This is a genomic window from Pseudoalteromonas sp. A41-2 (assembly GCF_015767615.1).
Classification (GTDB): domain Bacteria; phylum Pseudomonadota; class Gammaproteobacteria; order Enterobacterales; family Alteromonadaceae; genus Pseudoalteromonas; species Pseudoalteromonas lipolytica.
Window position 1 is genome coordinate 3,205,150 of the sequence record NZ_CP065231.1, and the last position, 26,421, is coordinate 3,231,570.

Annotated in this window: 25 protein-coding genes; 3 read left to right on the plus strand and 22 right to left on the minus strand. The window is 42.6% G+C overall.

The window, feature by feature from the left end:
• Positions 1-691 precede the first annotated feature (691 nt).
• The 9 genes from IT970_RS14410 to trmJ all read right to left on the minus strand — a co-directional run bounded on the left by IT970_RS14410 (position 692) and on the right by trmJ (position 8,532).
• Positions 692-2,119, minus strand: a complete 1,428-nt coding sequence (locus IT970_RS14410; protein WP_036973287.1) for an NAD-dependent succinate-semialdehyde dehydrogenase — start codon at positions 2,117-2,119, stop codon at positions 692-694.
• A gap of 142 nt (positions 2,120-2,261) precedes the next feature.
• Positions 2,262-2,600: an ISC system 2Fe-2S type ferredoxin gene (fdx, locus tag IT970_RS14415; protein WP_036973288.1), complete on the minus strand. Its 339-nt coding sequence runs from the start codon at positions 2,598-2,600 to the stop codon at positions 2,262-2,264.
• A gap of 11 nt (positions 2,601-2,611) precedes the next feature.
• A complete protein-coding gene (gene hscA, locus IT970_RS14420) occupies positions 2,612-4,474 on the minus strand; it encodes a Fe-S protein assembly chaperone HscA (RefSeq protein WP_196857453.1) in 1,863 nt (620 codons plus the stop codon).
• A 46-nt stretch (positions 4,475-4,520) separates the two neighbouring features.
• Positions 4,521-5,048, minus strand: a complete 528-nt coding sequence (gene hscB, locus IT970_RS14425) for a co-chaperone HscB (RefSeq protein ID WP_075593902.1) — start codon at positions 5,046-5,048, stop codon at positions 4,521-4,523.
• A gap of 78 nt (positions 5,049-5,126) precedes the next feature.
• Positions 5,127-5,450: an iron-sulfur cluster assembly protein IscA gene (iscA, locus tag IT970_RS14430; RefSeq protein ID WP_036973291.1), complete on the minus strand. Its 324-nt coding sequence runs from the start codon at positions 5,448-5,450 to the stop codon at positions 5,127-5,129.
• An 11-nt stretch (positions 5,451-5,461) separates the two neighbouring features.
• Positions 5,462-5,845 carry a Fe-S cluster assembly scaffold IscU gene (iscU, locus tag IT970_RS14435; RefSeq protein ID WP_036973292.1) on the minus strand — a complete coding sequence of 128 codons (384 nt, stop codon included), beginning with the start codon at positions 5,843-5,845 and terminating at the stop codon, positions 5,462-5,464.
• A gap of 40 nt (positions 5,846-5,885) precedes the next feature.
• Positions 5,886-7,103 carry an IscS subfamily cysteine desulfurase gene (locus IT970_RS14440; RefSeq protein ID WP_036973293.1) on the minus strand — a complete coding sequence of 406 codons (1,218 nt, stop codon included), beginning with the start codon at positions 7,101-7,103 and terminating at the stop codon, positions 5,886-5,888.
• Positions 7,104-7,125: 22 nt separating this feature from the next.
• Positions 7,126-7,617 carry a Fe-S cluster assembly transcriptional regulator IscR gene (gene iscR, locus IT970_RS14445; RefSeq protein WP_036973294.1) on the minus strand — a complete coding sequence of 164 codons (492 nt, stop codon included), beginning with the start codon at positions 7,615-7,617 and terminating at the stop codon, positions 7,126-7,128.
• Positions 7,618-7,809: 192 nt separating this feature from the next.
• Complete coding sequence (gene trmJ / locus IT970_RS14450) at positions 7,810-8,532, minus strand: tRNA (cytosine(32)/uridine(32)-2'-O)-methyltransferase TrmJ (RefSeq protein ID WP_074989227.1); 723 nt, start codon at positions 8,530-8,532, stop codon at positions 7,810-7,812.
• 346 nt (positions 8,533-8,878) lie between these two features.
• Here trmJ and suhB point away from each other — a divergent pair, with 346 nt between their 5' ends.
• Complete coding sequence (suhB, locus tag IT970_RS14455; RefSeq protein ID WP_036973296.1) at positions 8,879-9,682, plus strand: inositol-1-monophosphatase; 804 nt, start codon at positions 8,879-8,881, stop codon at positions 9,680-9,682.
• A gap of 43 nt (positions 9,683-9,725) precedes the next feature.
• Here the strand turns inward: suhB and IT970_RS14460 are convergent, their stop codons facing one another.
• The 8 genes from IT970_RS14460 to queA form a co-directional block, all read right to left on the minus strand.
• Positions 9,726-10,556 (minus strand): substrate-binding periplasmic protein, encoded by an 831-nt coding sequence (locus IT970_RS14460; protein WP_074989226.1) that lies wholly within the window; start codon positions 10,554-10,556, stop codon positions 9,726-9,728.
• Between the two features lie 83 nt (positions 10,557-10,639).
• Complete coding sequence (locus tag IT970_RS14465) at positions 10,640-12,430, minus strand: GGDEF domain-containing protein (RefSeq protein ID WP_036973298.1); 1,791 nt, start codon at positions 12,428-12,430, stop codon at positions 10,640-10,642.
• 60 nt (positions 12,431-12,490) lie between these two features.
• Positions 12,491-13,063 carry a hypothetical protein gene (locus IT970_RS14470; protein ID WP_141687265.1) on the minus strand — a complete coding sequence of 191 codons (573 nt, stop codon included), beginning with the start codon at positions 13,061-13,063 and terminating at the stop codon, positions 12,491-12,493.
• A 57-nt stretch (positions 13,064-13,120) separates the two neighbouring features.
• Positions 13,121-14,068, minus strand: coding sequence for a protein translocase subunit SecF (gene secF, locus IT970_RS14475; protein WP_036973300.1), 948 nt, complete (start codon positions 14,066-14,068; stop codon positions 13,121-13,123).
• 8 nt (positions 14,069-14,076) lie between these two features.
• Positions 14,077-15,936: a protein translocase subunit SecD gene (secD, locus tag IT970_RS14480; RefSeq protein ID WP_036973301.1), complete on the minus strand. Its 1,860-nt coding sequence runs from the start codon at positions 15,934-15,936 to the stop codon at positions 14,077-14,079.
• A gap of 22 nt (positions 15,937-15,958) precedes the next feature.
• Positions 15,959-16,297, minus strand: coding sequence for a preprotein translocase subunit YajC (gene yajC, locus IT970_RS14485; protein ID WP_036973302.1), 339 nt, complete (start codon positions 16,295-16,297; stop codon positions 15,959-15,961).
• A gap of 29 nt (positions 16,298-16,326) precedes the next feature.
• Complete coding sequence (gene tgt, locus IT970_RS14490) at positions 16,327-17,454, minus strand: tRNA guanosine(34) transglycosylase Tgt (RefSeq protein WP_036973303.1); 1,128 nt, start codon at positions 17,452-17,454, stop codon at positions 16,327-16,329.
• A gap of 258 nt (positions 17,455-17,712) precedes the next feature.
• Complete coding sequence (gene queA, locus IT970_RS14495; protein WP_036973304.1) at positions 17,713-18,744, minus strand: tRNA preQ1(34) S-adenosylmethionine ribosyltransferase-isomerase QueA; 1,032 nt, start codon at positions 18,742-18,744, stop codon at positions 17,713-17,715.
• A gap of 215 nt (positions 18,745-18,959) precedes the next feature.
• On the opposite strand from queA, the gene IT970_RS14500 reads away from it, so the two are divergent.
• Both IT970_RS14500 and IT970_RS14505 read left to right on the plus strand, forming a co-directional pair.
• A complete protein-coding gene (locus IT970_RS14500) occupies positions 18,960-21,470 on the plus strand; it encodes a two-component system response regulator (RefSeq protein ID WP_118844705.1) in 2,511 nt (836 codons plus the stop codon).
• Positions 21,471-21,701: 231 nt separating this feature from the next.
• Positions 21,702-21,905: a hypothetical protein gene (locus IT970_RS14505; RefSeq protein WP_118844706.1), complete on the plus strand. Its 204-nt coding sequence runs from the start codon at positions 21,702-21,704 to the stop codon at positions 21,903-21,905.
• A gap of 29 nt (positions 21,906-21,934) precedes the next feature.
• Here IT970_RS14505 and IT970_RS14510 read toward each other — a convergent pair whose 3' ends face one another.
• The 5 genes from IT970_RS14510 to IT970_RS14530 form a co-directional block, all read right to left on the minus strand.
• Positions 21,935-22,894 (minus strand): hypothetical protein, encoded by a 960-nt coding sequence (locus IT970_RS14510; RefSeq protein ID WP_196857454.1) that lies wholly within the window; start codon positions 22,892-22,894, stop codon positions 21,935-21,937.
• Positions 22,851-23,450 carry a hypothetical protein gene (locus tag IT970_RS14515; protein ID WP_118844707.1) on the minus strand — a complete coding sequence of 200 codons (600 nt, stop codon included), beginning with the start codon at positions 23,448-23,450 and terminating at the stop codon, positions 22,851-22,853. The genes IT970_RS14510 and IT970_RS14515 overlap by 44 nt, the downstream gene beginning before the upstream one ends.
• Positions 23,443-23,985: an RNA polymerase sigma factor gene (locus IT970_RS14520; protein WP_074989223.1), complete on the minus strand. Its 543-nt coding sequence runs from the start codon at positions 23,983-23,985 to the stop codon at positions 23,443-23,445. The genes IT970_RS14515 and IT970_RS14520 overlap by 8 nt, the downstream gene beginning before the upstream one ends.
• A 123-nt stretch (positions 23,986-24,108) precedes the next feature.
• Positions 24,109-25,035: a hydrogen peroxide-inducible genes activator gene (locus IT970_RS14525; protein ID WP_036973310.1), complete on the minus strand. Its 927-nt coding sequence runs from the start codon at positions 25,033-25,035 to the stop codon at positions 24,109-24,111.
• An 84-nt stretch (positions 25,036-25,119) separates the two neighbouring features.
• Entirely contained in the window at positions 25,120-26,388 is a 1,269-nt protein-coding gene (locus IT970_RS14530; protein ID WP_036973311.1) for an inorganic phosphate transporter, read from the minus strand.
• Between the last annotated feature and the right edge of the window lie 33 nt (positions 26,389-26,421).

Below are 26,421 nucleotides of genomic sequence, written 5' to 3' on the forward strand. Positions count from 1 at the left end.
TATGAGTGGCTTTAGCCGTGAAAGGGTTATAAGCAACGAGCATCGAAAAGCGAGATACGAGCTAGTACAGCTAAATCGAGATGGTTGTTTAATGCCGCTGAAAAGGTTTGCTTTTCGGCGTTAAAACGCCTCCTACGTGTATCGTGTGCATCTTTTGTAAGAGGGGCTTTAGCCGTGAAAGGGTTATAAGCTTCGAGAAGCGAGGTGCGAGCTAATACAGCTAAATCGAGAAGGTTGTTTAATACCACTGAACAGGTTTGCTTTTTCGGCGTTAAAACGCCTCCTACGTGTGTGATGTATGTCACTTGTAGGAGTGGCTTTAGCCGTGAATCTTATAAAGGTGTTGCTGCGCAAACGCGCCATGTAAGCATAACGCCTACGGTTTAATGTAGGCGTGAAATTTATTTCGCGCGAAGAGGTTGTAAGCAACGAGTGACGAAAAACGAGATACGAGCTAATACAGTTATACTGAGAAGGCTGTTTAATACCGCTGAATAGGTTTGCTTTTTCGGCGTTAAAACGCCTCCTACGTGTATCGTGTGCATCTTTTGTATGAGTTGCTTTTTGTAGGAGGGGCTTTAGCCGCGAATTTTAAAAGAGATGTTGCTGCCTAAATGCGCCATGCAAACATAACGCCTACGGTTTGTTGTAGGCGTTAAATTGATTTCGCGCGCAGAGGTTAAAGCGGCTTTTAAATCTTCATACAAAGATACTTCTCTTCTAGATACTCATCTAAGCCTTGATGACCACCTTCACGACCCAGGCCCGACTGTTTCACACCACCAAATGGGGCAACTGGGTTTGAGATAAGCCCTTCGTTAATGCCTATCATGCCGTATTCAAGTGCTTCACTTACGCGATAAATCTGCTTGATGTTGTCACTGTAAAAATAAGCAGCTAAGCCATAAGGCACATCATTGGCAAGTTTCAGTACTTCTTGCTCGTTATCAAAGGCAATAATGCTGATTACAGGACCAAACACTTCATCATGGTAAATATCCATCTCTGGGGTGACATCAGTCAAAATGAGTGGCGCTTGAAAACTGCCCTCAAGCTCCTTATTATCGCCAATTAAAGAAGCCCCTTTGTTCACCGCATCTTCGACTAAGCTTTGTACCTTCTCTTTTGCTTTTGGGTAAATTAATGGGCCAATATCCACCCCTTCATCAAGGCCATTGCCTACTTTTAACTCTGCTACTTTGTCAGTGAGTTTTTCAAGCACGGTTTCAAGCACTGAGCGCTCTACAAAAATACGGTTTGCGGCGACACAGGTTTGCCCTGCGTTTCTAAACTTCGCGCCCATGAGCCCTGTAACGGCGTCATCTAAATTGGCATTTTCAAAAATAATAAAGGGAGCATTACCACCGAGCTCCATCGATGTGTTCTTAATTGTAGAAGCACACTGAGCGAGTAATTGCTTACCGACCCCAGTTGAACCTGTGAAAGTAAATTTACGTACGCGCTCAGACTCTGTCATGATTTCGCCGACCATTTTTGCGTTTTCAGATACCACCACATTTAAGGCACCTTTCACGAAACCGGCTTTATCAGCGAGATATGCAAGTGCAATTGCACACAATGGCGTATGCTCAGAAGGTTTAATAACAAAGCTACAGCCTGCCGCATATGCGGGAGCAACTTTACGCGTGATCATGGCAATCGGGAAGTTCCACGGTGTAATACCTGCTACCACACCCACGGGCTGTTTTATTGTTGATAAACGATGCTGACTATCCGTCGCAGGAATACTATCGCCGTAACTGCGTTTGGCTTCTTCGCTAAACCATTTAATAAACCCGGCGCCGTACTCCACTTCACCCAATGCTTCTTTTAAAGGTTTACCTTGCTCTTTGGTCATTAACTCAGCAAGTTGTTGTTTATGCTCAATGACTAAGTCGTACCAACGTCGCAACGTTTCACTGCGCTCAGTCGCCGTTGTTTGCTTTAGTTTGCTAAAGGCTTCGTCGGCACTTTTTATAGCCAGTTCAACCCCGGCTTTATCAATATTAGAGACATGGGTAATAGCCTCTGCGGTTGCGGGGTTATCGACACTAAAACGCTGGCTTGTAGAATAAAAGTCACCGTCGATAAATGAATCAGAAAAAACCAAATCAGACATAGAACCTCCAAGTTAAAGACACTAGAAATCAGAAATCTGACGACTATCATCTGAAATCTACTATCTGACAGCTAAAAAACAAAAAACCGCTGTAGAGACCAAGCAACTACAGCGGTTTTTAGGTATTCAAAGCCGTTAAGAATTAATGCTCTTCATTAACGATATTGAGATTATACTTTGGAATTTCAACCACAAGATCTTCATCTTTAATGATTGCTTGGCAACCAAGACGTGACTCTGGTTCAAGTCCCCATGCTTTATCTAACATGTCGTCTTCTAGCTCATCACTTTCGTCTAAAGAGTCAAACCCTTCGCGAATAATTAAATGACATGTCGTACACGCGCATGATTTTTCACAGGCATGTGGGATGCTAATGCCATTTTTAAGCGCAACATCTAATACAGTTTCGCCTGCAGGTGCTTCAATTGCTGCGCCTTCTGGGCATAACTCTTCGTGTGGAAGAAAAATAATTTGTGGCATACCTTACCTCGTTAAACTTCGTCTACTGACTGCCCTTGCAGCGCTTTTTTAATTGATGCGTCCATTCTACGCGCAGCAAACTCGCTACTTGCATTATCTACAGCTTCAATCGCTGCTTTAATTTCTGCCGGTGTTGTGGCACTTTCGCGTACCGCAATAAGTTTAGCAATTTCTGCTTTTAATACACTTAATTCTTGTTCATCAAGCAATTGGCTATCGGTTGCGAGTGAGGCTTCAAGTGCTTCAACAACACGTAATGCTTCAACTTGCTGCTCTTTGAGCATTCGTGCTTCCATGTCGTCTTTGGCATTTGTCATCGACTCTTTCAGCATATTAGCAACTTGGTCATCCGATAAGCCAAATGAAGGTTTTACCTGTATTTCAGCTTGCACACCGGTTGATTTTTCCATTGCTGATACGCTCAATAGACCATCTGCATCAACTTTAAAAGTAACACGAATATGCGCAGCACCTGCCGCCATAGCTGGAATGCCCTTTAAGCTAAATTTAGCCAGCGATCGACAATCATCTACTAATTCACGCTCACCTTGCAACACGTGTAATGACATCGCCGTTTGACCATCTTTAAAGGTGGTGAACTCTTGTGCACGCGCCACCGGAATTGTGGTGTTACGTGGAATGATTTTCTCGACCAAGCCACCCATGGTTTCTAGACCAAGCGAAAGTGGTAATACATCGAGCAATAACATGTCTGAATCAGGCTTATTACCCACTAACACATCTGCTTGCAGTGCAGCACCAAGGGCCACAACGCGGTCGGGGTCAATTGAGGTCAGTGGTTCTTTATCAAAAAATGCCGCAACTTGAGAGCGTACAATCGGCATGCGGGTAGATCCACCCACCATAACAACTTGCAGTACTTCTTGGTTTTCGATACCGGCATCTTTAACCGCACGTCGGCACGAGCGAAGCGTTTTCTTTACAAGTCCTAGCGCCAATTCATCAAAGGTTTCGCGCGTTACTTCAACTGTGTAGCTTTGGCCATCAAACTCTAAGCCAACGTTCACTGTTTGGTATTGGCTTAATGCTTCTTTACAGGCTTTTGCTTTATTGATGAATAAACGTAAAACCGATGCCGATAACTCGTTAACACCCGTTTGCTGCTTAAAGTAGTCAACCAGTAATGAGTCGAAATCGTCACCACCTAGGCTCGAATCACCGCCCGTCGCCATGACTTCGAATACCCCTTGATGCAGGCGTAAAATAGAGATATCGAAAGTACCGCCGCCCAAGTCATAAACAGCAATAATGCCTTCTTGACCTGAGTCTAGGCCATAGGCAACTGCCGCCGCTGTTGGCTCGTTGAGTAAGCGTAAAACATTAATACCCGCAAGTTCAGCCGCGTCTTTAGTGCTTTGACGCTGTGCATCATCAAAGTACGCTGGCACAGTGATCACGGCGCCCATAATATCTTGGCCGGCAAAGCTTTCTTCAGCACGTTGTTTTAAGGTTTTTAATATTTCACTTGAAGCAGACACCGGGCTGATTGGGCCAGCAACAGTGCTAATGGCAAGTGAGCCATTATGTTCACAAAACTGATACGGTAATTGACCGTAACTTTGCTCAATTTCGGTTTGTGTTTTGCCTAAGAAGCGCTTCACTGAAATGAGTGTATTTGCTGGGTCTTGTGTAGCCGCTGCAGCCGCTTGTTCACCCACTAATATGCTGTCTGCTTGGTACTGAACAACCGACGGCAGCATTGCATTACCTGCAAGGTCTGTTAGTGTGCGAGCTTCGCCACTTTGGACAGTCGCAACAAGTGAATTTGTTGTACCTAGGTCAATACCCACTGCCAATTTGTGCTCATGTGGTGCCGCGCTTTGCCCCGGCTCAGCAATTTGCAATAATGCCATAATGCTCTTTTAAACTCTTAAATAGCTGTTAAGTTACAACTAACGATTAATCATCAAATAAACTGTCTTCAATTCGCTCAAGTTCTTCGCGTAGCTTATAAACAAACTTTAACTTACGAATATTATCCGCCGCTGCCTGCCATTGCTGTTCATCATTGCTTGCTAGCTGATCAGCCAGTTCGTTGCTGTATTGCGTGTCTAACTGTTTAATTTGCGTTTCAAACTGGGCAATTGCTGCATCAGGATCTGCGGCATTTTCAAGCTCTTCGAGCTCTTCTCGAAGCTCCATTTGCTGCATTAAGAATAGCGGATCTTGTAATGTTTGTTGTTCAGCACGAATATCAACGCCCAACTCACTAAGCATGTATTCAGCACGCTTTACCGGGTGCTTTAACGTTTGTAATGCATCATTGATTTCAGCCGCGTTTTGCACAGCAAGTAGTTTGTCGCGGCTACTAGCACTGGCATGACGATCTGGATGAACTGCACGTTGCAGCTCGAGGTAGTGTTTATTAATAGTCGCTAAATCAATGTTATAGTCTACTGGAATCGCAAATAACTCAAAGTAACGCATTACATAATCCAACTCGGTAAACAGAAAAAGAACAAAGCCCTACACAGGTAGGGCTTCAAGCAAGGAAAACGTGCTAGCTTAAACGGTAAAGCTTTCGCCGCAACCACACTCATCGGCCTGATTTGGGTTGTTAAACTTAAACCCTTCGTTCAAACCTTCTTTAGTGTAATCAAGTTCAGTGCCGTCTATGTACACTAAGCTTTTTGCATCAACGATTACTTTCACACCGCGACATTCAAAAACTTCGTCGCCATCTGCTAACTCATCAACAAATTCAAGAACATAAGCAAGACCTGAACAGCCCGTCGTTTTAATGCCTACGCGAAGGCCAATGCCTTTACCGCGATTTGCTAAAAATGATTCTACGCGGTTTGCTGCCGCATCTGTCAATGTCACTGCCATGAATTTATCTCTTACTTCGCTTGTTTGCTTTTGTAATCAGCAATCGCTGCTTGAATCGCGTCTTCTGCTAAAATTGAACAGTGAATTTTCACTGGTGGTAATTCAAGCTCTGCACTGATATCAGTGTTTTTGATTGTTGAAGCTTCGTCTAATGTTTTACCTTTCACCCACTCTGTTACAAGTGAAGAAGAGGCGATTGCGCTACCACAACCATATGTTTTAAATTTTGCATCTTCAATAACACCTTCTGGTGATACTTTAATTTGCAATTTCATTACGTCACCACACGCAGGTGCACCCACCATACCTGTTGCAACAGATGGATCATTTTTGTCTAAAGAACCCACGTTACGTGGATTTTCAACATGATCGATTACTTTATCACTATAAGCCATAATACTATCCTCACTACCTGCTAGCGGCGGCGATCACTGATTAGTGATGCGCCCACTCAACTGAATCTAAATCAATACCTTCTTGATGCATTTCCCATAAAGGAGACATCTCACGTAAACGGCCAATCGAGTTTTTGATTAGTTCGACGGTATAATCAATCTCTTCTTCAGTCGTAAAGCGGCCAATGCTGAAACGAATTGAGCTGTGAGCTAATTCGTCGTTACGGCCTAACGCACGTAGTACATAAGAAGGCTCTAAGCTTGCTGAGGTACAGGCTGAACCTGATGAAACAGCAATGTCTTTAACAGCCATTAATAACGACTCACCTTCAACAAAGTTGAAGCTGATGTTTACAATACCCGGAACTGACTGACTTGGTTCACCATTAAAGTAAACTTCGTCCATATCAGCCATAATGCCATCAACCAAACGCTTACGAAGTGCGCTGATATGTGCATGGTCTTTTTCGAAATCTTCTTTTGCGATTCTAAATGCCGCACCCATACCCACTAATTGGTGAGTAGCCAGTGTGCCTGAACGCATGCCACGCTCATGACCACCACCGTGCATTTGTGCTTCTAAACGAGCACGTGGCTTACGACGAACATACAATGCGCCAACACCTTTCGGGCCATATACTTTGTGGCCAGAGAACGACATAAAATCAACTTTTAACTGTTGCACGTCGATAAGTACTTTACCTGCACTTTGTGCCGCATCAACGTGGAACATAATTTTGCGCTCACGGCACATTTCGCCGATTGTCGCGATATCTTGGATAACACCTAGCTCGTTGTTAACGTGCATGACACTAACAAGTACCGTGTCGTCACGCATAGCGGCTTCAAGCTTTTTAAGGTCAAGTAAACCGTTTTCTTCAACGTCCATGTAGGTTACTTCAAAACCTTGACGCTCTAATTCACGACATGTATCAAGCACTGCTTTGTGCTCTGTTTTAACCGTGATGACGTGCTTGCCTTTCTTTTTATAGAACTGTGCAGCACCTTTAATGGCGAGGTTATTTGATTCTGTAGCACCTGAAGTGAAAACAATTTCACGTGGATCAGCGTTAATCAGATCAGCAATGTCTGTACGCGCTTGATCAACCGCTTCTTCTGCTTGCCAACCAAAACGGTGTGAGCGTGATGCAGGATTACCAAAATTACCGTCCATAGTCAGGCATTGCATCATTTCTTTTGCCACACGTTCATCAACAGGCGTGGTTGCTGCGTAATCTAAATAAATCGGTAACTTCATTTCTCTCTCCGCTTTCGTCAAGCTACAGTTGACAGCTTACTTGAATGTTTTCCAGTTGCTTAATTGCAGTGTTGATGCTGTTATCTTGGCGCGATGCGACTTCTTTCACATCTGATTTTTCTACCAATTCAGCAAGGGTAATACTATTTAAAAAATCTTCGATACGCGCGCTTAAATCTGACCACAATGTATGAGTCAAACAGCGCATGCCACTTTGGCAGCCACCCGTTGCACCATGGCAGCGAGTTGCATCAACAGACTCATCAACGGCATTGATAACATCGCCAACAGAAATTTCATTCGCGCCACGTCCTAATAAATATCCACCACCTGGGCCACGCACAGAAGTCACAAGGCCATTTTTACGTAAACGGGCGAATAATTGTTCGAGGTAAGACAACGAAATTTCTTGTCGCTCAGAAATATCGGCAAGGGGCACTGCACCCACATTTGTATGGAGTGCAACATCCAACATGGCGGTTACTGCGTATCTGCCTTTTGATGTTAACTTCATGGAGCCCCCGATGTTACTGCACGCTAAGGTGTGCAAATTTTAATTACCAGACCAAAATAGTCAAGTATTATCACGTGATAAAAATTGATACTTGCCATTGATAAAACCGAATACCCGACTAAATTGGTCAAGTACTATGTCTATTGTAATTACCTGAGTAATTTAGTCAAGTATTATGCTTATAACCTGTGATTATTTTATAGACTTATTAATTGAAGTCAGAATGCCGCGTAAGATATTCATTTCGGCTTCTTCTGGGCGCGCACGATTAAACAAACGACGTAATTTAGTCATCACCATACCTGGGTGCTGTTTGATGATAAACCCGGTGTCGTTTAATGTTTGCTCTAAATGCTCATAGAACAACTCAGTTTGTTTTGCGTTAGGGTAAGTAACGTCGTCTTGTTCTTGCTGTTTTGGCTGGGTGTTTAAATACGCCATACGTGTTTCATAGCACAGAGTTTGTACTGCCATAGCAAGGTTTAATGAGCTGTATTCTGGGTTTGCAGGAATGCACACATGATAGTTACACTGTTGTAACTCTTCATTGGTTAAACCGCTATTTTCACGACCAAACACGAGTGCAACCGGGCCATTCGCCGCTTCTGCCACTAATTTTTCACCACATTCACGTGGCTCAACCATCGGCCAAGACAAGGTGCGCGAACGAGCACTGGTGCCAATCGTTAAACTACAATCAGCAATCGCATCAGCAAGGGTATCAACAACCACGGCTTTGCCTAAAACATCGGTTGCACCTGCAGCAAGCGCACTGGCATGACTATCAATTTCACATGCAGGGTCAACAAGATAAAGGTTTGATAAGCCCATCGTTTTCATAGCACGTGCTGCTGAGCCAATATTACCAGAATGAGATGTGTTAACTAATACGATACGAATATCATCAAGTGTCATTGCGTTGTTACTTACTGAATGTCAAAAATTGCGCGAATTCTACCATGAAAGCTATTCTGGAGGCTATACAGATCACGCGATCAATCAGTATTGATCACAGATCATGGGCGGTGCTAGGGGTTTTTCTTTTACTAGTACATCCTTATTTTTAGTATCAGATTTATGTATGAAACGCCCCGTATAATTTTTAGCTTTTAAAAATAGTCAGATAGAAATTTAATTTAAAATCAGTTCAGTACAAAAAACAACCAAAAGTATTTCCGCTTTGTTGTTTACTTTGCAGTAAAAACCGCTAGAATACGCCGGCTTAAATATATTCGTTCTTTTACAACCCAAAGGTAATGCTATGCATCCAATGTTAAACATTGCGGTTCGCGCTGCGCGTAACGCAGGCAAAATTTTACTTCGCGCAAGTGAAGACTTATCAAAAGTTGATGTACAACAAAAAGGCACTAACGATTTAGTGACTAACATCGATAAAGAAGCTGAAGCCGCAATCCGTGACACTATTTTAAGATCTTACCCTGATCACTGTATCGTTGGTGAAGAACTAGGTGAGCACAAAGGCAAAGATGCAGATTACCAATGGATTGTTGACCCACTTGATGGCACAACAAACTTCATCAAGGGTATCCCTCATTACGCAGTATCAATCGCACTTAAAGTAAAAGGTCGTTTAGACCAAGCTGTTATCTATGATCCAATTCGTGGTGAATTATTCACAGCGTCTCGCGGTCAAGGCGCACAGCTTAACAGCAAGCGTTTACGTGTATCAAAAACTAACGAGTTAGCAGGTTCTATTCTTGCTACAGGTTTCCCGTTTAAACAAAAGCATCACTTAGACGCATACTCTGAGGCATTCAAAGCTTTATTTATTCACACGGCTGATATTCGTCGTGCAGGTTCTGCTGCTCTTGATATGGCGTATGTTGCAGCTGGCCGTGTTGATGGCTTTTTCGAAATTGGCCTTAAGCCTTGGGATACAGCCGCTGGTGAGCTTTTAGTTAAAGAAGCGGGCGGTATGGTTGTTGATTTCGCAGGCGGTATTAACTACAACCAAAGCGGCAACATTATCTGTGGCGCGCCAAAATTAACACAAGCAATCATTCGTGAAATTCGTCCAGTATTAACTGAGTCACTACTTCGCTAATGACCCATTAATTCTAACGCGTGATTAGCATGACAAAAAGGAGCTACGGCTCCTTTTTTTGTGGCTGAAAATAGTCATTCTCCAACTTTATTTCTATGGCACTCTTTTCTGTAAACGGCAGACCGGCTAAGTCTTCAGCAAAGTAACTGTTGAACAGCTGATCAAACTCACCTGAGCTTTTCATCGCGTTTAAGCCTATTAATAATACCTCGGCTAGCTCTGGCTTGTTATTGCTAACAAAAAAATAAAAAGCGCTCGGGTAGCTAATATAGACATTGGGCACAATCGCCAGTTGCTCACTATTTATTTGCTTAAGCTCTGAAGTCACCTCGATAAATGAACGCGGGAAGTAATCAACCCGGCCACTTATAACTAAGTTAAACATTGCTTGATAATTCGCCAGTGGCCGAACCGCTAAGCCATTTTGCGCCAATATTTTTGTATCAGGCCAGTCATGACCTTGTATAGCGGTAAACGCCATTAAGTCTTGTTTAGTTTTTACCTCTTTAAACCGCGGTAAAAATTCACGTTTTGTAAGCAGTGCGCGTTTACCGATAAACCCTTTAAATAAAGGGACTGGAACAGCAATCGCTAGATGCTCTCGCTCTGGGCTGGTCATACTCCAATAGACATCGGCTTGGTTTTCGTCGAGCATGAGTAATGTGCGCTGTTGATGAGGGTGCACCAGTACTTCGTTTATAACGGTGGGATACTTTGCGGCACGAAACGCTGCAGCTAACAGCGCGTGTAAATAATGATCGCGCTGATACAAGGGACGTTGCTCTATGGCTAAGTTCACCACATTTTTGGCATCAATAGGCAGGCTGCATCCTAGGCTTAGCACAACAAGGATTGCACTACATAGTCGCTTCATTATTATTATTCTTAACGTGTTTTTTTTAACCTACACTGGCTTAGAGTGAGACACAAGTGAAATTGGCCGAACTCAAATTTTCTTCATAACCCGATTTGCAGGGTGTCATCGCTCGCGACACTTAGCCTCACCACTGCCGGGGCCGGACAACGACGCTTACAAACAAATAAGTGACTCGTTTTAAAGCGTTTGGCCTCTTTTTTCGCATCGGTTGCGAGTGCTGCAACTTGGTGGCTATTAATGCATTGCTCAAGGTCAGGTTTAACGAGACCAATCGACAGCGTTAGCAAAGGTACAAACTGTTTTTTACCTTCGCGGTTACTCGCCCAATACCCACCTTGCGAGATGTGTTCAGGGGTAAAAAAGGCGCGTGATTTTTCTTCAAATTCTGAAATGATCGCATGGCACCTATGCTCTGCATCGTCTTTATCGAATACCACCATAAAATCATCGCCACCAATGTGACCAACAAAGCCTTTGCTTTTGCTACAAACATCAACGATCACTTCAGCTAATAATTTGATCACACTGTCGCCACTGGCGTATCCATATAAATCATTAAATTGCTTAAAGTGATTTAAATCGACATACGCTAACGAAAACGCATAACTGTTGCGCAGCCTTAATTCGATAGCTTCATTTATTGCCACATTACCGGGTAGCATGGTCAATGGGTTTGCGTGTTGAGCGTGGCGTATTTTTTCTTCGGTGATGTGTTTGAGAATATTACGCAAAGGTGCCAATCCTAAGTAGTCGCCGTTGCGTGTTATGACGATATGGCGGCGAATATCGAATTCAAATTCGGTGATTTGTTGACTAACCGTATCAAGCAATTCGTTTTCATCAACCACTAGCGGTTGCTTATCCATTAGTGCGGTAACAGGCTGCTTATCATAAAGCGCGTGACCATAAGGAGCTGCAAACACCTCGGTAAGTTGATCCCTGTGTAATAAGCCTACGGGACTATTTTGCTCAAGGACAGCAAGACTGGTGAGTGTTTTATCTTGCTCAAAAATACTGTGCGCATCTTTACAACGGGTATTCGCCTCAATACTGGCATGCTCAACAGCAAGCCAACCGATAGCCATTGATTGTTCAAAGCTGCTGCTGTTGTCTGATGATTCAAGGTGTTTTAAGCAATGCAGATTAATTTGGTAGCTGGGCTGTAAACTCGGTCTTTCTAATAAAAAGCCCTGTGCATGCTGCACTCCTAAACTTTCGAGTAAACGTAACTCTTCTACGCGCTCGATACCTTCGGCAATCACTTGGGTATTCGTGGCTTTAGCCAATACAATGATTGATTTTAGAAACTCTTTTTTCACCACACTTTGGTCACAGTGATCAATAAAGTAGCGGTCAATCTTTACAAACTCAGGGCATAACTCAGACCACTGCTTTAACCCCGAATAACCCGCCCCTAAATCATCAATGGCAATTGAAAAGCCTAATTGACGATAATGCGCGATGGTCTTTAACAGTAAACATCCGTCGTCTACTTTTTCTTGTTCAGTTACTTCAATGACAACGCGATTAGCCGCCAGCCCAAAATGTTCAACTAGGTGTAATGTTTCGCCTTTAGGATGACATGGATCGAGCAGTGTTTTAGGGCTGACATTTAAGAACAACTTACCTTGTAGGTTGAGCTTAACAAAGTTTTCAATGGCTTTACTGCGACACAAAAGCTCAAGTTCTGAAATTTTATTGCAGGCAATTGCAGCAGAAAATAAAGCGCTGGGCATCTCAAGTTCAGAGCTTTTTGGCCCCCGACTTAAAGCCTCGTAACCCAAAATATGTTGATTAGAAACATCAAAGATGGGCTGAAACAGCGTTTTAATGTCACTGTTTTCTAATATTCGCTGTAGTTGTGCACTCACCTTTCACCTAGTTTCTGTCATACAAATAGATGACTAAATTAGCAATCTAGTATGACAATTTTATGGCAAGCGCTGCGCTTCATTCACCTCTTGTTCATTTATTCCCACTAATTCCAATTGCTTAATGCGCGCTAAGCTATCGATCATTTTTAGTTCAGCCTGTTCAATATCAACATGATTCATTTGTTGTTGTGTCGTCATCGCCAAAACGGCTAACGGATTAAGTAACAGCTGTTGTATGTGATAACAGTTAGGCCCTGTAAAATCGGGTAACTCAGGTTGTAAATTAAGGGGCTCATTGTCACTAGAGATTGCCGTAAGCGGTGTGCTTTCAACATATTCAGTAATAGCGTCTAATGTCTGCTTACACTCTGGAAACACCTGATTAAACGCTAAAAATAATCCCTGTGATGAATGAACCAACGACAACAGCATGGATTTAACTTGCTGCGTATCTGACTGCCCTTGCAGTGCTGTCACAACCTGCCACGCCAAACTTTGGTACTCACCTAATTGTTGTTCTGGCGTTATTGTGGGTGGCTTTGGTGCTGACTCAGCTTGCTTGGCAACCTGTTGCTCTTTGCAACCGAGCAGTAAAAAAATAATAAATACATTACTTATTAGATACTTCATAATTTCTTCCATAAAAAAACCGCCCAAACAGGGCGGTTCTTTTTTAAGCATGGCTTATTAAGGCATAGGATCGAGATCCGCACCTTCTTTTTCGATTACTTCTGGAATTAAGTCTTCTTTACTTACACCCATTGCAATCGCCACTGCTGATGCAACATACACAGATGAGTAAGTACCGATAAACACACCAAATAGTAATGCTGTCGCAAAGCCGTGAATAGTTTGACCACCCCATACAAACAACGCAATCAATACTAAAATTGTGGTGATTGATGTTACAAGGGTACGATTCAATGTTTGCGTAAGTGAAATATCAATGATTTCTATGGTGTCATCGATACGCACTTTACGGAAGTTTTCACGAATACGGTCAGATACAACGATGGTATCGTTGAGTGAGTAACCTATCACCGCCAAAATCGCTGCTAAAATCGTTAAGTCAAACTCAAGATCCAGTATTGAGAATAAACCTAATGTGATAATAACATCGTGTAATAGTGCTGATACCGCGCCAACCGCAAAACGCCATTCAAAGCGAAATGCCACGTAGATCAAGATACAAATAAGTGCAGTTAACATGGCCAAGCCACCCTGCTCTTTTAAATCTTCACCTACACTTGGGCCCACAAACTCAATACGGCGCATTTCAACACTTGAATCAGTTTGTTTTAAGGCATCAATGATTTGGTTACCAATGACTTCTGCTTTCACGCCATCACCTTGCGGTGCAAGGCGCACAAGAATTTCTTTACTTGAGCCAAATAGCTGAACAGAGAAATCTTCAAAGCCACTTGCCGTAATTGCTTCACGTACTTTTTTCAGATCTGCAGGTTGTGCAAAGCCAACTTCAACCGCTGTACCACCGGTAAAGTCTAAACCGAAGTTTAAGCCTTTTGTAAAAAACGATACGAAAGAAGCCAAAATCAACAACGTTGATAATGTCATGGCAAACTTGCGGAACTTCATAAACGGGAGTGTTTTACCACCGAGTTTTAAGATTTGCATGCTGACTCCTAAATCGACAACTTATCAATACGCTTACCGCCAATAAACAAGTTGATTACCGCACGGGTACCAACAATGGCTGTAAACATAGAGGTGATAATACCAATCGCAAGTGTCACGGCGAAACCAGCAATTGGACCCGTGCCCACTGCAAACAGAATCACTGCTGCGATTAACGTGGTGATATTTGCATCAAAAATTGTGCTAAATGCGCTGTCGTAACCGAAATGAACGGCTTGTTGCGGACTACGGCCGTCGGCAAGCTCTTCGCGGATACGCTCAAATATAAGCACGTTTGCATCAACGGCCATACCCACGGTCAGTACGATACCTGCAATACCCGGTAAGGTTAATGCCGCACCTGGAATTAATGACATAACACCCACGATTAATACTAAGTTCGCACCAAGGGCAATATTTGCCACCATGCCAAACCCTTTGTAATAAACCAGCATAAATACAAGCACAAATGCAAAGCCTAGTACCACTGCCGTCATACCTGCTTCGATATTTTCTTGACCTAAGCTTGGGCCTACCGTGCGCTCTTCTACAATTTGAATAGGAGCAACAAGTGCACCTGCACGTAGTAATAAGCTCAGATTATGGGCTTCAGCAGGGTTATCAATACCCGTGATTCGGAACGAACGGTCAAGACGTGCTTGAATTGTCGCCACGTTAATCACTTCTTCTACCTTAATTGGAGGAAGTGCTTTACCGTTTTCATCTGTTTTACCCGATGGCTTGTACTCAATGAATACAGTTGCCATACGCTTACCAATCGCGCGCTTAGTGAACGCATTCATTTTTGCGCCACCTTTGCTATCAAGGCTAATGCTTACTTGCGGACGTTGATACTCATCCATTCCTGATTGCGCACCAGTGATGTGGCTACCTTCAAGAATAATGCGTTTTTTTAGTACCACAGGGTAACCGTCACGCGCCATGATCACTTCGGTGCCTGGTGGTACACGCCCTTGTAAGGCTGCACTTGGGTCAGCATCTTCGTCTACTTCACGGAACTCAAGCGTTGCCGTAGCCCCTAAAATTTCTTTGGCACGGGCGGTGTCTTGTACACCAGGAAGCTGTACGATGATACGCTCAGCACCTTGACGCTGAACGTTTGGCTCAGCAACACCGATTTGGTTGATACGGTTACGGATAATCGTTTCGTTTTGCTTGATAGCGTAATCACGAATTTCTTTAAGCTTTTGTTCGCTCATACTGGCGTAAAAAGCGTTATCACTGCTGCTATCATCAATGTACACATTGAGCGGGTAACGGGTTGATAAAAAGCGCTCTGCTGCGTCTTTATCTTCTTCGTTACGCATTTCAACACGTAAACGCTCGCTGCCAGCTACACGACGAATCGTGCGGTAACGCAGCTTTTCTTCACGTAAATCACTTTTAAAATCTTGTTCCATTTGCTCAAGCTGTGTATCAACCGCCGTCGCCATGTCGATTTCCATAGTAAAGTGAACACCACCACTTAAATCCAGACCCAGCTTCATCGGGTTACCACCCAATGCTTTTAACCACTCAGGTTGTGCTGGAGCCATGTTGATGGCAGAGATGTAATCTTCACTAAGGGAATCACGCAGTAGGTCTTGCGCTTTAAGTTGATCTTCAACATTCTTAAAACGTACAAGGATTTGTCCGTCTTCAAGTTTGCTTGATTTAACAGTAACGTTATGTTCTTTGAGGGTCGCATTTACTTTATCGAGTACGCTTAGGTCAGCATCAGTACCTTTAGTGCCCGATACTTGTATGGCCGGGTCACGACCATACAAGTTAGGAGAGGCATATAAAATACCAACGACTAACACAACAAGAACAAGTAAATACTTCCATAATGGAAACTTGTTTAACACGTGTGAGTCCTTATTTTTATTGTTATAGCGACTTCATAGTGCCTTTTGGCAATACTGCAGAAACAGCTGATTTTTGTACTGTTACTTCTGCTTGGTCGTTTAATGAGATAACGATGAAGTCTTTGTCATCAGCGATTTTAGCAATTTTACCAACTAAACCACCTTGCGTAAGCACTTCGTCACCTTTTGCCATCGCGCTCATAAGGGCTTTATGCTCTTTTACACGCTTAGCTTGCGGACGGTAAATTAAGAAATAAAATACCAGACCAAAAATACCCAACATGATTAGCATTTCCATGCCACCACCTGCTGGTGCTGCACCTGCCGCACTTGCGTGCGCGTTTGAGATGAATAAACTCATTACACTTCCTCTTTAATTTTTCTAAAAATTTAATCTGATGTATCTGCAAGCTCTGGCACTTCTTGGCCGCGGCGTGCATAAAAATCTGCAACAAATTCGTCTAGTTTGCCATGACTAATGGCATTACGTAAGCCTTCCATTACACGTTGATAATAACGTAAGTTATGAATCGTGTTTAGACGTGCGCCTAAGATTTCATTACATTTATCAAGATGATGCAAGTACGCACGTGAATAGTTTTTACATGTATGGCAATCACACTCTGGATCAAGTGGACCGGTGTCTGTTTTATGTACTGCGTTACGGATTTTAACAATGCCACCTGTCACGAATAAGTGACCATTACGTGCATTACGGGTTGGCATTACACAGTCGAACATATCGATACCACGACGCACCGCTTCAACCAAGTCTTCTGGTTTACCAACGCCCATTAAGTAACGTGGTTTGTCGGCTGGCATTTTATACGCACAATGATCAAGAATATTGATCATTTCGTTTTTAGGTTCACCCACTGATAAACCGCCCAGTGCATAACCATCAAAACCAATGTCTTCTAGGCCTTTTTGTGATTGTGCACGAAGCTCAGGGTACATACCCCCTTGGATAATACCAAACAGTGCTGCTGGATTATCACCATGGCCTTCTTTTGAACGTTTAGCCCAACGCAGCGAGAGCTCCATTGAGTCTTTGGCTTCTTTTTCAGTGGCAGGATATGGCGTACATTCGTCGAAAATCATCACAATATCAGAGCCTAAGTCGCGCTGAACTTGCATGGCTTTTTCTGGTGAAAGCATGATTTTTTCACCATTCACAGGCGAGCTAAACATGACGCCCTCTTCGGTGATTTTACGCATCGCACCTAAGCTGAATACTTGGAAACCGCCTGAATCAGTTAAGATAGGACGATCCCAATTCATGAAGTCGTGTAAATCACCGTGTTGCTTAATGATTTCTGTGCCAGGACGCAGCATAAGGTGAAAAGTATTACCAAGGCAGATTTGTGCCCCCGTATCTTTTACTTCATCGGGAGTCATCCCTTTTACCGTGCCGTAAGTACCTACTGGCATAAATGCAGGCGTTTCTACAACACCACGCTCAAAAATCAAGCGGCCGCGGCGCGCTTTACCGTCAGTGCGGTCTAATTCAAATTTCATATTATCCTCTAGTGTCGGAAAAACAGTCCAACAAGCTATAATTTAACCGCTCGATTCTAACCTGTTTGCGCATTTATTACTATTAATTGGGCTAAATTCAAAAATAAAAAGCCCGCTAGCTAAACTCTCCCCACGATGCAGAATTCAGTGTTGCACAGAGGCTTCATATCAACGCATAGCTTAGTAATAATGGCTGAAAATAAAAAACCCAGTGAAATGCTGGGCTTTTTACGGGGTAATATAAAAGATGACTAACGCTTATTTACGCGTTAAGAACATGGCATCACCATAACTGAAAAAGCGATACTGTTGCTCAATCGCTGTGTGATAAGCACCCATAATGTTTTCTTGGCCTGCGAACGCGCTCACCAACATAATCAACGTTGATTCAGGTAAGTGGAAGTTAGTGACCATGGCATCCACCACATTGAACTGATAACCCGGGTAAATAAAGATGTCAGTATCACCAAAGTAAGTATCAAGCTTGCCACCATGTACTTTGGCAGCCGACTCTAAAGAACGTACTGAAGTGGTGCCCACCGCAACAACACGCCCGCCTTTTGCTTTGGTTTCGGCTACGGCTTTTACAACCTCATCAGGAACTTCGATATATTCTGAGTGCATAACATGTTCATCAACTGAATCAACACGCACAGGTTGGAATGTACCCGCACCCACGTGCAAAGTAACAAACGCCATGTTAATGCCTTTGTCTTTTAAAGCCGCCATTAATTTATCGTCAAAGTGAAGCCCTGCTGTTGGTGCTGCAACAGCACCGGGTTTCTCACCATACACCGTTTGATAACGCTCACGATCAGCCTCGTTATCTGGGCGGTCTATGTATGGTGGTAATGGCATGTGGCCAATATCGTTTAAGATATCTAATACATTTTCGTCTTTAGCAAACTCAAGTTCAAATAGCTCACCGTGACGCGCTACCATGGTTGCTTCGGCTTTGCCTTCAAGGATAATTTTAGAGCCCGGTTTTGGTGATTTACTCGCACGTACGTGAGCCAGTACACGATGCTCGTCCAATACGCGCTCAACGAGTACTTCAAGCTTACCGCCAGACTCTTTTTGGCCAAACATGCGTGCTGGTATCACTTTCGTGTTGTTAAACACTAATAAGTCATTTTCATTTACCAGAGATAAAATATCACTAAACACTTTGTGTTCAACTTGCCCTGTTGGGCCGTCGAGCGTTAATAAACGACTGCTTGTTCGATCTGCTTTTGGAAAACGAGCAATTAATTCATCAGGAAGGTCAAAGCTAAAATCAGCCACGCGCATAGAGCATATCTCTCATTAATAAAAACGCGCCAAGTTTACTCTGATACGCTTGCCACCTCAAGCAAAGCACCTCGGTTCAAGAACAAACAACCTAACCGTGTAAGCTGGTACAGGCTAATAACCGTTTTTAGGTAAAGTTTGCTTGTAGAATAATAGAAATGTCATTATTCTAACCCATTCACTAAGCATGGGTTCAGTTAAGAGGTAGTAGCGCCATGGCAAAGCAGTTGCAACTGCTAATTTTAAACGCTAGCGTTGCTGAGCGTGAAACAATTAAGTTAACACTCAACAAACTTAATGTTTTTACGTTTATTGAAGCCAACGACTCGCAAGAGGCGTTAAAAATACTTAAAAGCCAGCCGGTGGATATTATTATTACGGGCCTTGAAGTCGGCAAAATTGACGGCTGGCGCTTCTCGCGCATGATTCGCTCGGGGTTATTAAAAACCCCAAAAAATACACCTATACTGCTAACTCCCCCCATTTATTGTGAGCGTATTGCTGAAACAACAGCCCGCAGTTATGGTATTGATGCTGTATTGCCTTTTGAACGCCAAGATATGCTGCCGCAAGTCCTTGCTAATGTCCTGTCGACACACCTAGAAAAAAGCAGCCGCCTTAATTTACTCCTGCTTGAAACGAATAACAGCAAAGCAAATAACATCAACGAACAACTCAAACTCAGTTTTGCTGTTACACACACGACATCGACAAAAGCAGCACTGGCGACGTATCTACAACAAAAGTTTGCAATTGTATTGATTGATGCAACGCAATCGCAATCAGATCCCGCAGGCGCGCTGATTAGCGAAATATTGCAGCATAATCCTAAACAAGCCATTGTTACCATCATTGATAACAACGATGCTGATTATGCCGAGCAACTGTTGCTCTCTGGTGTCACCGATTTTATACGCGCCCCTTATGATCAGTCTTTACTGAGCAAAGTATGTGACCATGCCGCACGCCGTGAAGATTTTATGGTGAGTTATGCAGAGTTTGCACAAAAAGTTGAGCAACTAAGCCAAAGCCAAAGCCGCTATAAAGAGCTTTTTTCGGCTCACCAACGTATTTTATTGCATTTAAACACCGTGGTATTGGAGTTTGATCAGCAAGGAAATATTCGCTTTATTAACCCTGCATGGGAAAACCTCACGGGATACGGCATTAAATCAAGTTTATCTAAGTCGTTAACTGATTTTTGTTTGCCTGAGTGTCAGTCCAAGTTACAAGATACGATTCAAAGTATTTTGCACGGGGGGGAGCTACAACAGCAAGTTGAGATACAACTGAGTCATAAAAACGGCAATGCCATTTGGGTTGAATGCCGAATGCAGTTAATAAAAAACAGCCGTAACTCTGCAACGATTACAGCCACTATCGATAACATTCACGAACGTAAGCAAGCTGAGTTACAGCTTCGTCATTTAGCATTGCATGACACGCTAACTGAATTACATAACCGCTATTATTTTGATCAACAATTGCAACGTATTTGCCAAGCAAAATACACCAATGGCGATATAGAACATGCGCTTATTTATATCGATTTAGATCATTTTAAAATCATCAATGACAGTAAAGGTCATCAACAAGGTGATATTGTGCTTAAAGAAGTCGCTCAACTCTTTACTGCCAATATTAGCGACGAGCACTTAATTTGCCGTATTGGCGGTGATGAATTTGCGGTTATTCTGAAAAACACCAATTTGCTTGATGCCCATTTAGTCGCAGAAAGTATTTGTATGGCCATTGAAAAACATCAATTTCATTCAGAAGGCCAAGAATATTCGATTAGCTGCTCAATTGGCCTAACACAAATTACCGCACAAAATAATGATCCCAACGAATGCCTTAAGCAAGCTGATATTGCGCTGTATGTTGCAAAAAGCTTAGGCCGTAATCTGGTTCATTGTTATTCAAAAGAAGACACTCACCACAATAGCCTACAAGCAGGGTTAGAGTGGGGCCACAGCATTCGCCAAGCGCTGCAACACGATGCAATTGAATTACATTACCAACCAATTTGGGATTTTAAACGTGGTCATGTGGCTTACTTTGAAACCTTACTGCGTTTAAAGCTTGATAATGAGCTTATTTACCCGAATCAATTTATCCCCGCATTAGAGTTACTAAACGACACATACCTGATGGACCAATGTGTTATTCGTAATGCGATTAAAAGTGTTGCTGATTTTCCTGAGCTCAACCAAGTGGCTATTAATTTATCGGCACAGTCATTTTTAGATGAACGATTATTACCGCATATAGAATCAAGCCTACAAGAGTATAACGTTGAACCCACGCGTATTATTTTTGAAATAACCGAGTCAGCCAGTATCAATAATTTAGCGGCCACCCGCGCAATGATAGAGCGCCTCAATGGCTTAGGCTGCCATTTCTCGATTGACGACTTTGGCACTGGCTTTAGTACATTTAACTACCTTAAACAGCTGCCAGCACAACATGTAAAAATTGATGGCTCGTTTGTTCGCGATATGTTGAACGACCCTATCGACCTTGCGCTCGTGAAGGCGATAAACGATATTAGCCGCTCTTTAGATAAGCGTTCTGTTGCTGAATACGTTGAAAATAAAGAAATATTTTTAGCACTAAAAGAGATAGGCGTCGATTACGGGCAAGGTTACTTTATTGCACGCCCCATGCCCGTTGAAAAAATTAGCAGTGAGCTTGAAAGAATCTCTAACAATAAACTTTTTAGCTAACAACTGACTAGCTAATTCGCCCCGAATATTGATACATTTTTAAACAATTTTATTAACTTTTTATCTACCATCCTGAGAATACTCATCTATAATTAATTCACGCCAAGAGATAATGTCGCGTATTTATAGTGATAATCTAAAAAAAACATGACATTACCTTTTATATTACACATACTGAAAACAACTTAACATCTATAAGTTCTTGTATTAGCGGTATTTAGGAGAAAAGTGATGACACAACTAATCGTATTGTTACTGATCGTTAATCTAGGGATAGCATATCAATGTTACCGTAATGCGACCTTCAAAGGGTACCCGGTAAAAGTATTTACAGGGTTGGGCTTAGTGCCTTATTTTAATCTGGTTGTTTGGGTTTACTTATTGTTTTTACCCAGCTTAAAGCCTTTTTCAATGGATGAAAAGCAGCCCTTATAGGCTGCTTTTTTGGTTGGAAAATCAATTAATTAAAATACATAGCTTGATGCACGTTCGAGTAGTTGCGACGATTTAATATTCCCCACTACACACTGTTTAATATCTGCTTTTTTAAACACTTTAATGTGATCCTTTTTGCTCTGATCGAGTCCGCGAATAACAACACTGACGTGCTCATCGTCGGGTAAGCTTCGTAAACCACTGCCATAATCACACAACGATAATGCAATACTGTTATTTACACTGTTTGTTAGGGCCATCATTTGCTGCTGCTGCTCTTTTGCGCGCGCTTGCTTTTTCTCTGCAAGTTGTTTGCGTAACCTTTGCTGCTTCAATGACAGCGTTTGTTGCTCTTTTTCAAGCTCTTTAATAGAGGCTTGTAACTCTTTTTTACGTTGCTCAAGTGCTTGATTTTCAGCTTCCTTATCATGACGACGCTCAAATTCAATATCACGTTTTTCGCGTTCAAGATCACGAATTTCACGGCTAATATCACGCTCTTGCTCAGCCACTTCACGGACTTGCTCTGCACTTTCACGCATCATTTCCATCGCGTGCTGATACGCTTCTTGCGTTTTAACGACCACAGCGTCGCTTATCACCTGCACATGGTCACCAAGAATCTCAATGTCGCTTATTTCATCAAAATTAATATCTGGCATAGGTGGCAAAGGAGCATCAGGCACCGATGCAAAAATAGTTGACCATCGCGACCCCCGCACGTCAAAACTAAACACCACTCCTTGGTGCTGTAAATAACTTGCTGACACGTTGCTCACTTTGTTATCCGTATCTTGCTTTAAAGCAGCCGTAAGAATTTTTTCCATAATTCCTACTTCACGCTGAATTTTATCTAACTCATCACTACTTTGTGCAAACACAGGGTTCACTGTTGCTACACCACATAGCAATAACACCGCACTGGCTATCATGTTCTTTGGCATTTTAATACTCCACGTTGTTGGCAACGGTTGGCATGGGTCGGCCATCCACTTGCTCTGCTAAATCATTCAATTGCATACGCAAGTATGCTTGGTCTTGGGCGCGCTGCGTTTTGATATAAGCAAGCACACTGGCAATATCTTCTTGTCGCTCTACACGACCCGTTTTAATCGCTTCTTTCGCTAGCTGATACATATGCTGTTGTTGTATGTCATTTTGTGCTGTTAGCATGTTCTGCAATTGATCTATTTGTTTTTGTTGTGACTCTAATAAACGAGTTTGCTTAGCCACTTGCTCAAGCAACTGTGAGTCTGTTTGTTCTGGGCTGGTTATTAATAACCAGGCACACAATGCGATAGACGCAGCCATCGCCCATAAACCAGAACCAAAATACACAGCCTGCTTGTGCGTTTGTGGCATACAAGAACCACGATCCCAGTCAGGTACTGGTAACGGTTGATAGTTAAGACTATGCTGCTGCCACTTTGTCGCATTTTCCATCATCAAGGCATAGTCAGGATTACTTTCGAGCAACCTAATTTGCTCTTCCGTTAAGCTTTCACCTTCTAGCCATGCTGTAAATAACGACTCTAAATTAGCCATCTACTGCCTCCAAATGCACTTTTAACTTACCTAACGCACTGTATAATCTTGATTTAGCAGTATTAGTTGAAATACCTAACTGCTCAGCAATTTCCTCAAATGTGCAATGCTGAAAAAACTTTAACTCTACAACCAAACGCTGCTCCCACGGCAAATTGTTCATCATACTTTTAAGCTCATTATGCTGTTGAGATTGCTGTTGATTCGCTTCTATTTCACTACGCTCACAGGCTTCTTCGGGTAAAGCATCTAGGCTTTGGTGGTGCTTACGGCGACGATAATACTCAACACTTCGTCTATGCACGATTTGGTAAAGCCAAGTATTAAAGCTGCAATCTCCCCGAAAGCTAGGCAAACTCTTATACACAGAAATAAACACTTCTTGCATTAAGTCCATTGCATCATCAGGGTGACTCAACATTCGCAAACAATAGTTATAGACCTGCGTTTCATGTTGCTTCACTAATTTCAACCATGCCCGTTTATTGCCTTGTTGCGCCTTGGCAATTAATGTGTCGAGTGATTGAAAAAACACGGTAGCCTCGTCATGTTATTTATCTATCGTAAAAAGGGGTAATGTATAAAGTTAGTCGAAGGAAGGAAAAAAATAGTTTGCTTTAATAATAAAAAACCCCAAATTTTTATTTGGGGCTGCAATTTATTCTGCTGATTGGGTATGTAAGCTGCATTGCTTGGCAAGAAACAGCTCTAACTGTTGACTAAACAGCCTAAAATCGCGGATTCGCCCGGTGGTTTTACGCCACACAATACCAATATCTCGGTATGCGTCGCTTTGTGATGGCGTTGCCACCATGTCTTTTTTCTCTAGAATGCCGGCGTTAATCGCCATTTGCGGTAAAAAAGTAACGCCCAGTTGATGCTCAACCATGCTCAGTAACGTATGTAAGCTGGCCGCTTCAAACGGGTTAATGCAACTTGAGCGATTTAAATGGCAAGCACTTAAGGCATGACCTGTCATACAGTGCTCTCGCTCTAGCAAAAACACACTGGCATCGGGCAACAAGTTAAAGTCTTCGACACCTTTCGCTGGCATATAATCTTTATGGTGAACTAAGCTAAAGTGGTCTTTAGCGAGCACTTGGGTGTGAAACTTTTCGGTATCGAACGGCAACGCAAGCAACGCGATATCAATTTGCCCGTGTTCAAGCTTATCCAGTAACTTTTCACTGGTATCTTCAACAAGTACTAACTCAAGCTCGGTAAATGTTTGCTTGCAAAAGTGATACAACGGCGCCGCGATAAAGCTGGCGATGGTAGGGATCACGCCTAAGGTTAACTTACCACTTAACGGGGTTAAAAAGCTTTTGGTGAGTTCTTTCAAACTTAGCGTATCGTCAATGATTTTACGTGCTTTCTCTACGACCTCTTCCCCAATGGCAGTAAACATTAAGCTGCGATTTTCACGCTCGATAAGCTGACAACCTAAGGTTTCTTCTAAGTTTTGAATCGCACTGCTTAACGTGGACTGACCAATAAAGCAGGCACTTGCGGCACGACCAAAGTGTTGGTGCTGATGAACGGCGAGTAAATATTGTAGTTGTTTAATACTGGGTAAGTTATTCATACTCTTTTTTACTACCTGCAAATAAAAAGACCCCAATACCTAGGGCATTGAGATCTTTTCAAGCTAAAAGTCTGTTAGTACTTTTTAAACGCCGAAGGCTGTTCTCAGTACGTAGAAAATAACAATAGCAAGGGCTGCGCCAACTGGCAATGTAATTACCCAAGAAACTACAATGTTTCTTACAACACCCATGTTAAGCGCTGCGATACCACGTGCCATACCAACACCTAATACAGCACCTACAAGCGTTTGTGTTGTAGAGATTGGTAAACCCGTACCTGATGCAATAACAACCGTTGATGCAGCAGCAAGCTCAGCAGCGAAACCACGGCTAGGCGTTAAATGAGTAATACCTTCACCGATTGTTTTGATTACTTTCTTACCTAAAATAGCAAGGCCAGCAACAATACCCAAACCACCCAGTGGTAAAATCCACCATGCGATAGCGGCTTTCTTAGCAATTTCACCGTTGTGCTCAACAATGTTTACAACAGCAGCTAGTGGACCAATCGCGTTTGCAACATCGTTCGAACCATGGGCGAATGCCATACAACAAGCTGTTAATACCATTAATACCGCGAACACTTTTTCAACGTTATTAAATTGCATTTTCTTGTCAGCTTTAGGATCAATTTTTAAGCGTGAAATAGCAAACTTACCAATAATACCAACCACGACAGCGATCGCGATAGAAAGTGCGTAACCCTCAACAGCGCCTAGGTTAATACCAATGTGCTTCAAGCCTTTCTTAATCGTAACTAAAGACATAATGAAGCCCGCTAGACCCATATACACAGGGACAAAGCGCTTAGCGTTTTTAAGTGGAGCATCGGTATCAAAAATAAGCTTTTGTGCACTCATAAAGATAAGGTAAGCAATAAAGCCCGAAATTGCAGGTGTTACAATCCAACTCCCCACAATGCCCAGTACTTTATTCCATTGGATTGCTTCGCTGCCAACAGCCACTAAAGCAAAACCAATAATCGCACCGATAATTGAGTGAGTAGTCGATACAGGCCAGCCAAGGAAAGAGGCGATTAATAGCCAGCTACCTGCAGCAAATAACGCGGCAATCATGCCTAAGATCATAAGCTCAGGTATATCAATAAATGGCGTGGCGTCGATAATTCCTTTACGAATAGTTGATGTAACCTCACCACCGGCAAGGTAAGCACCTGCGAATTCAAACACCATCGCAATAATAATTGCTTGTTTGATAGTAAGTGCTTTTGAACCTACTGATGTACCCATCGCATTGGCAACGTCATTTGCACCAATACCATAAGCCATGAAGAAACCGACTGCTGCGGCAATTAAAACTAAAAAAGTGCCGTAATTTGCAATGATATCCATTGTGTGAAACCTTTAATTTTTCGTATTTGAACT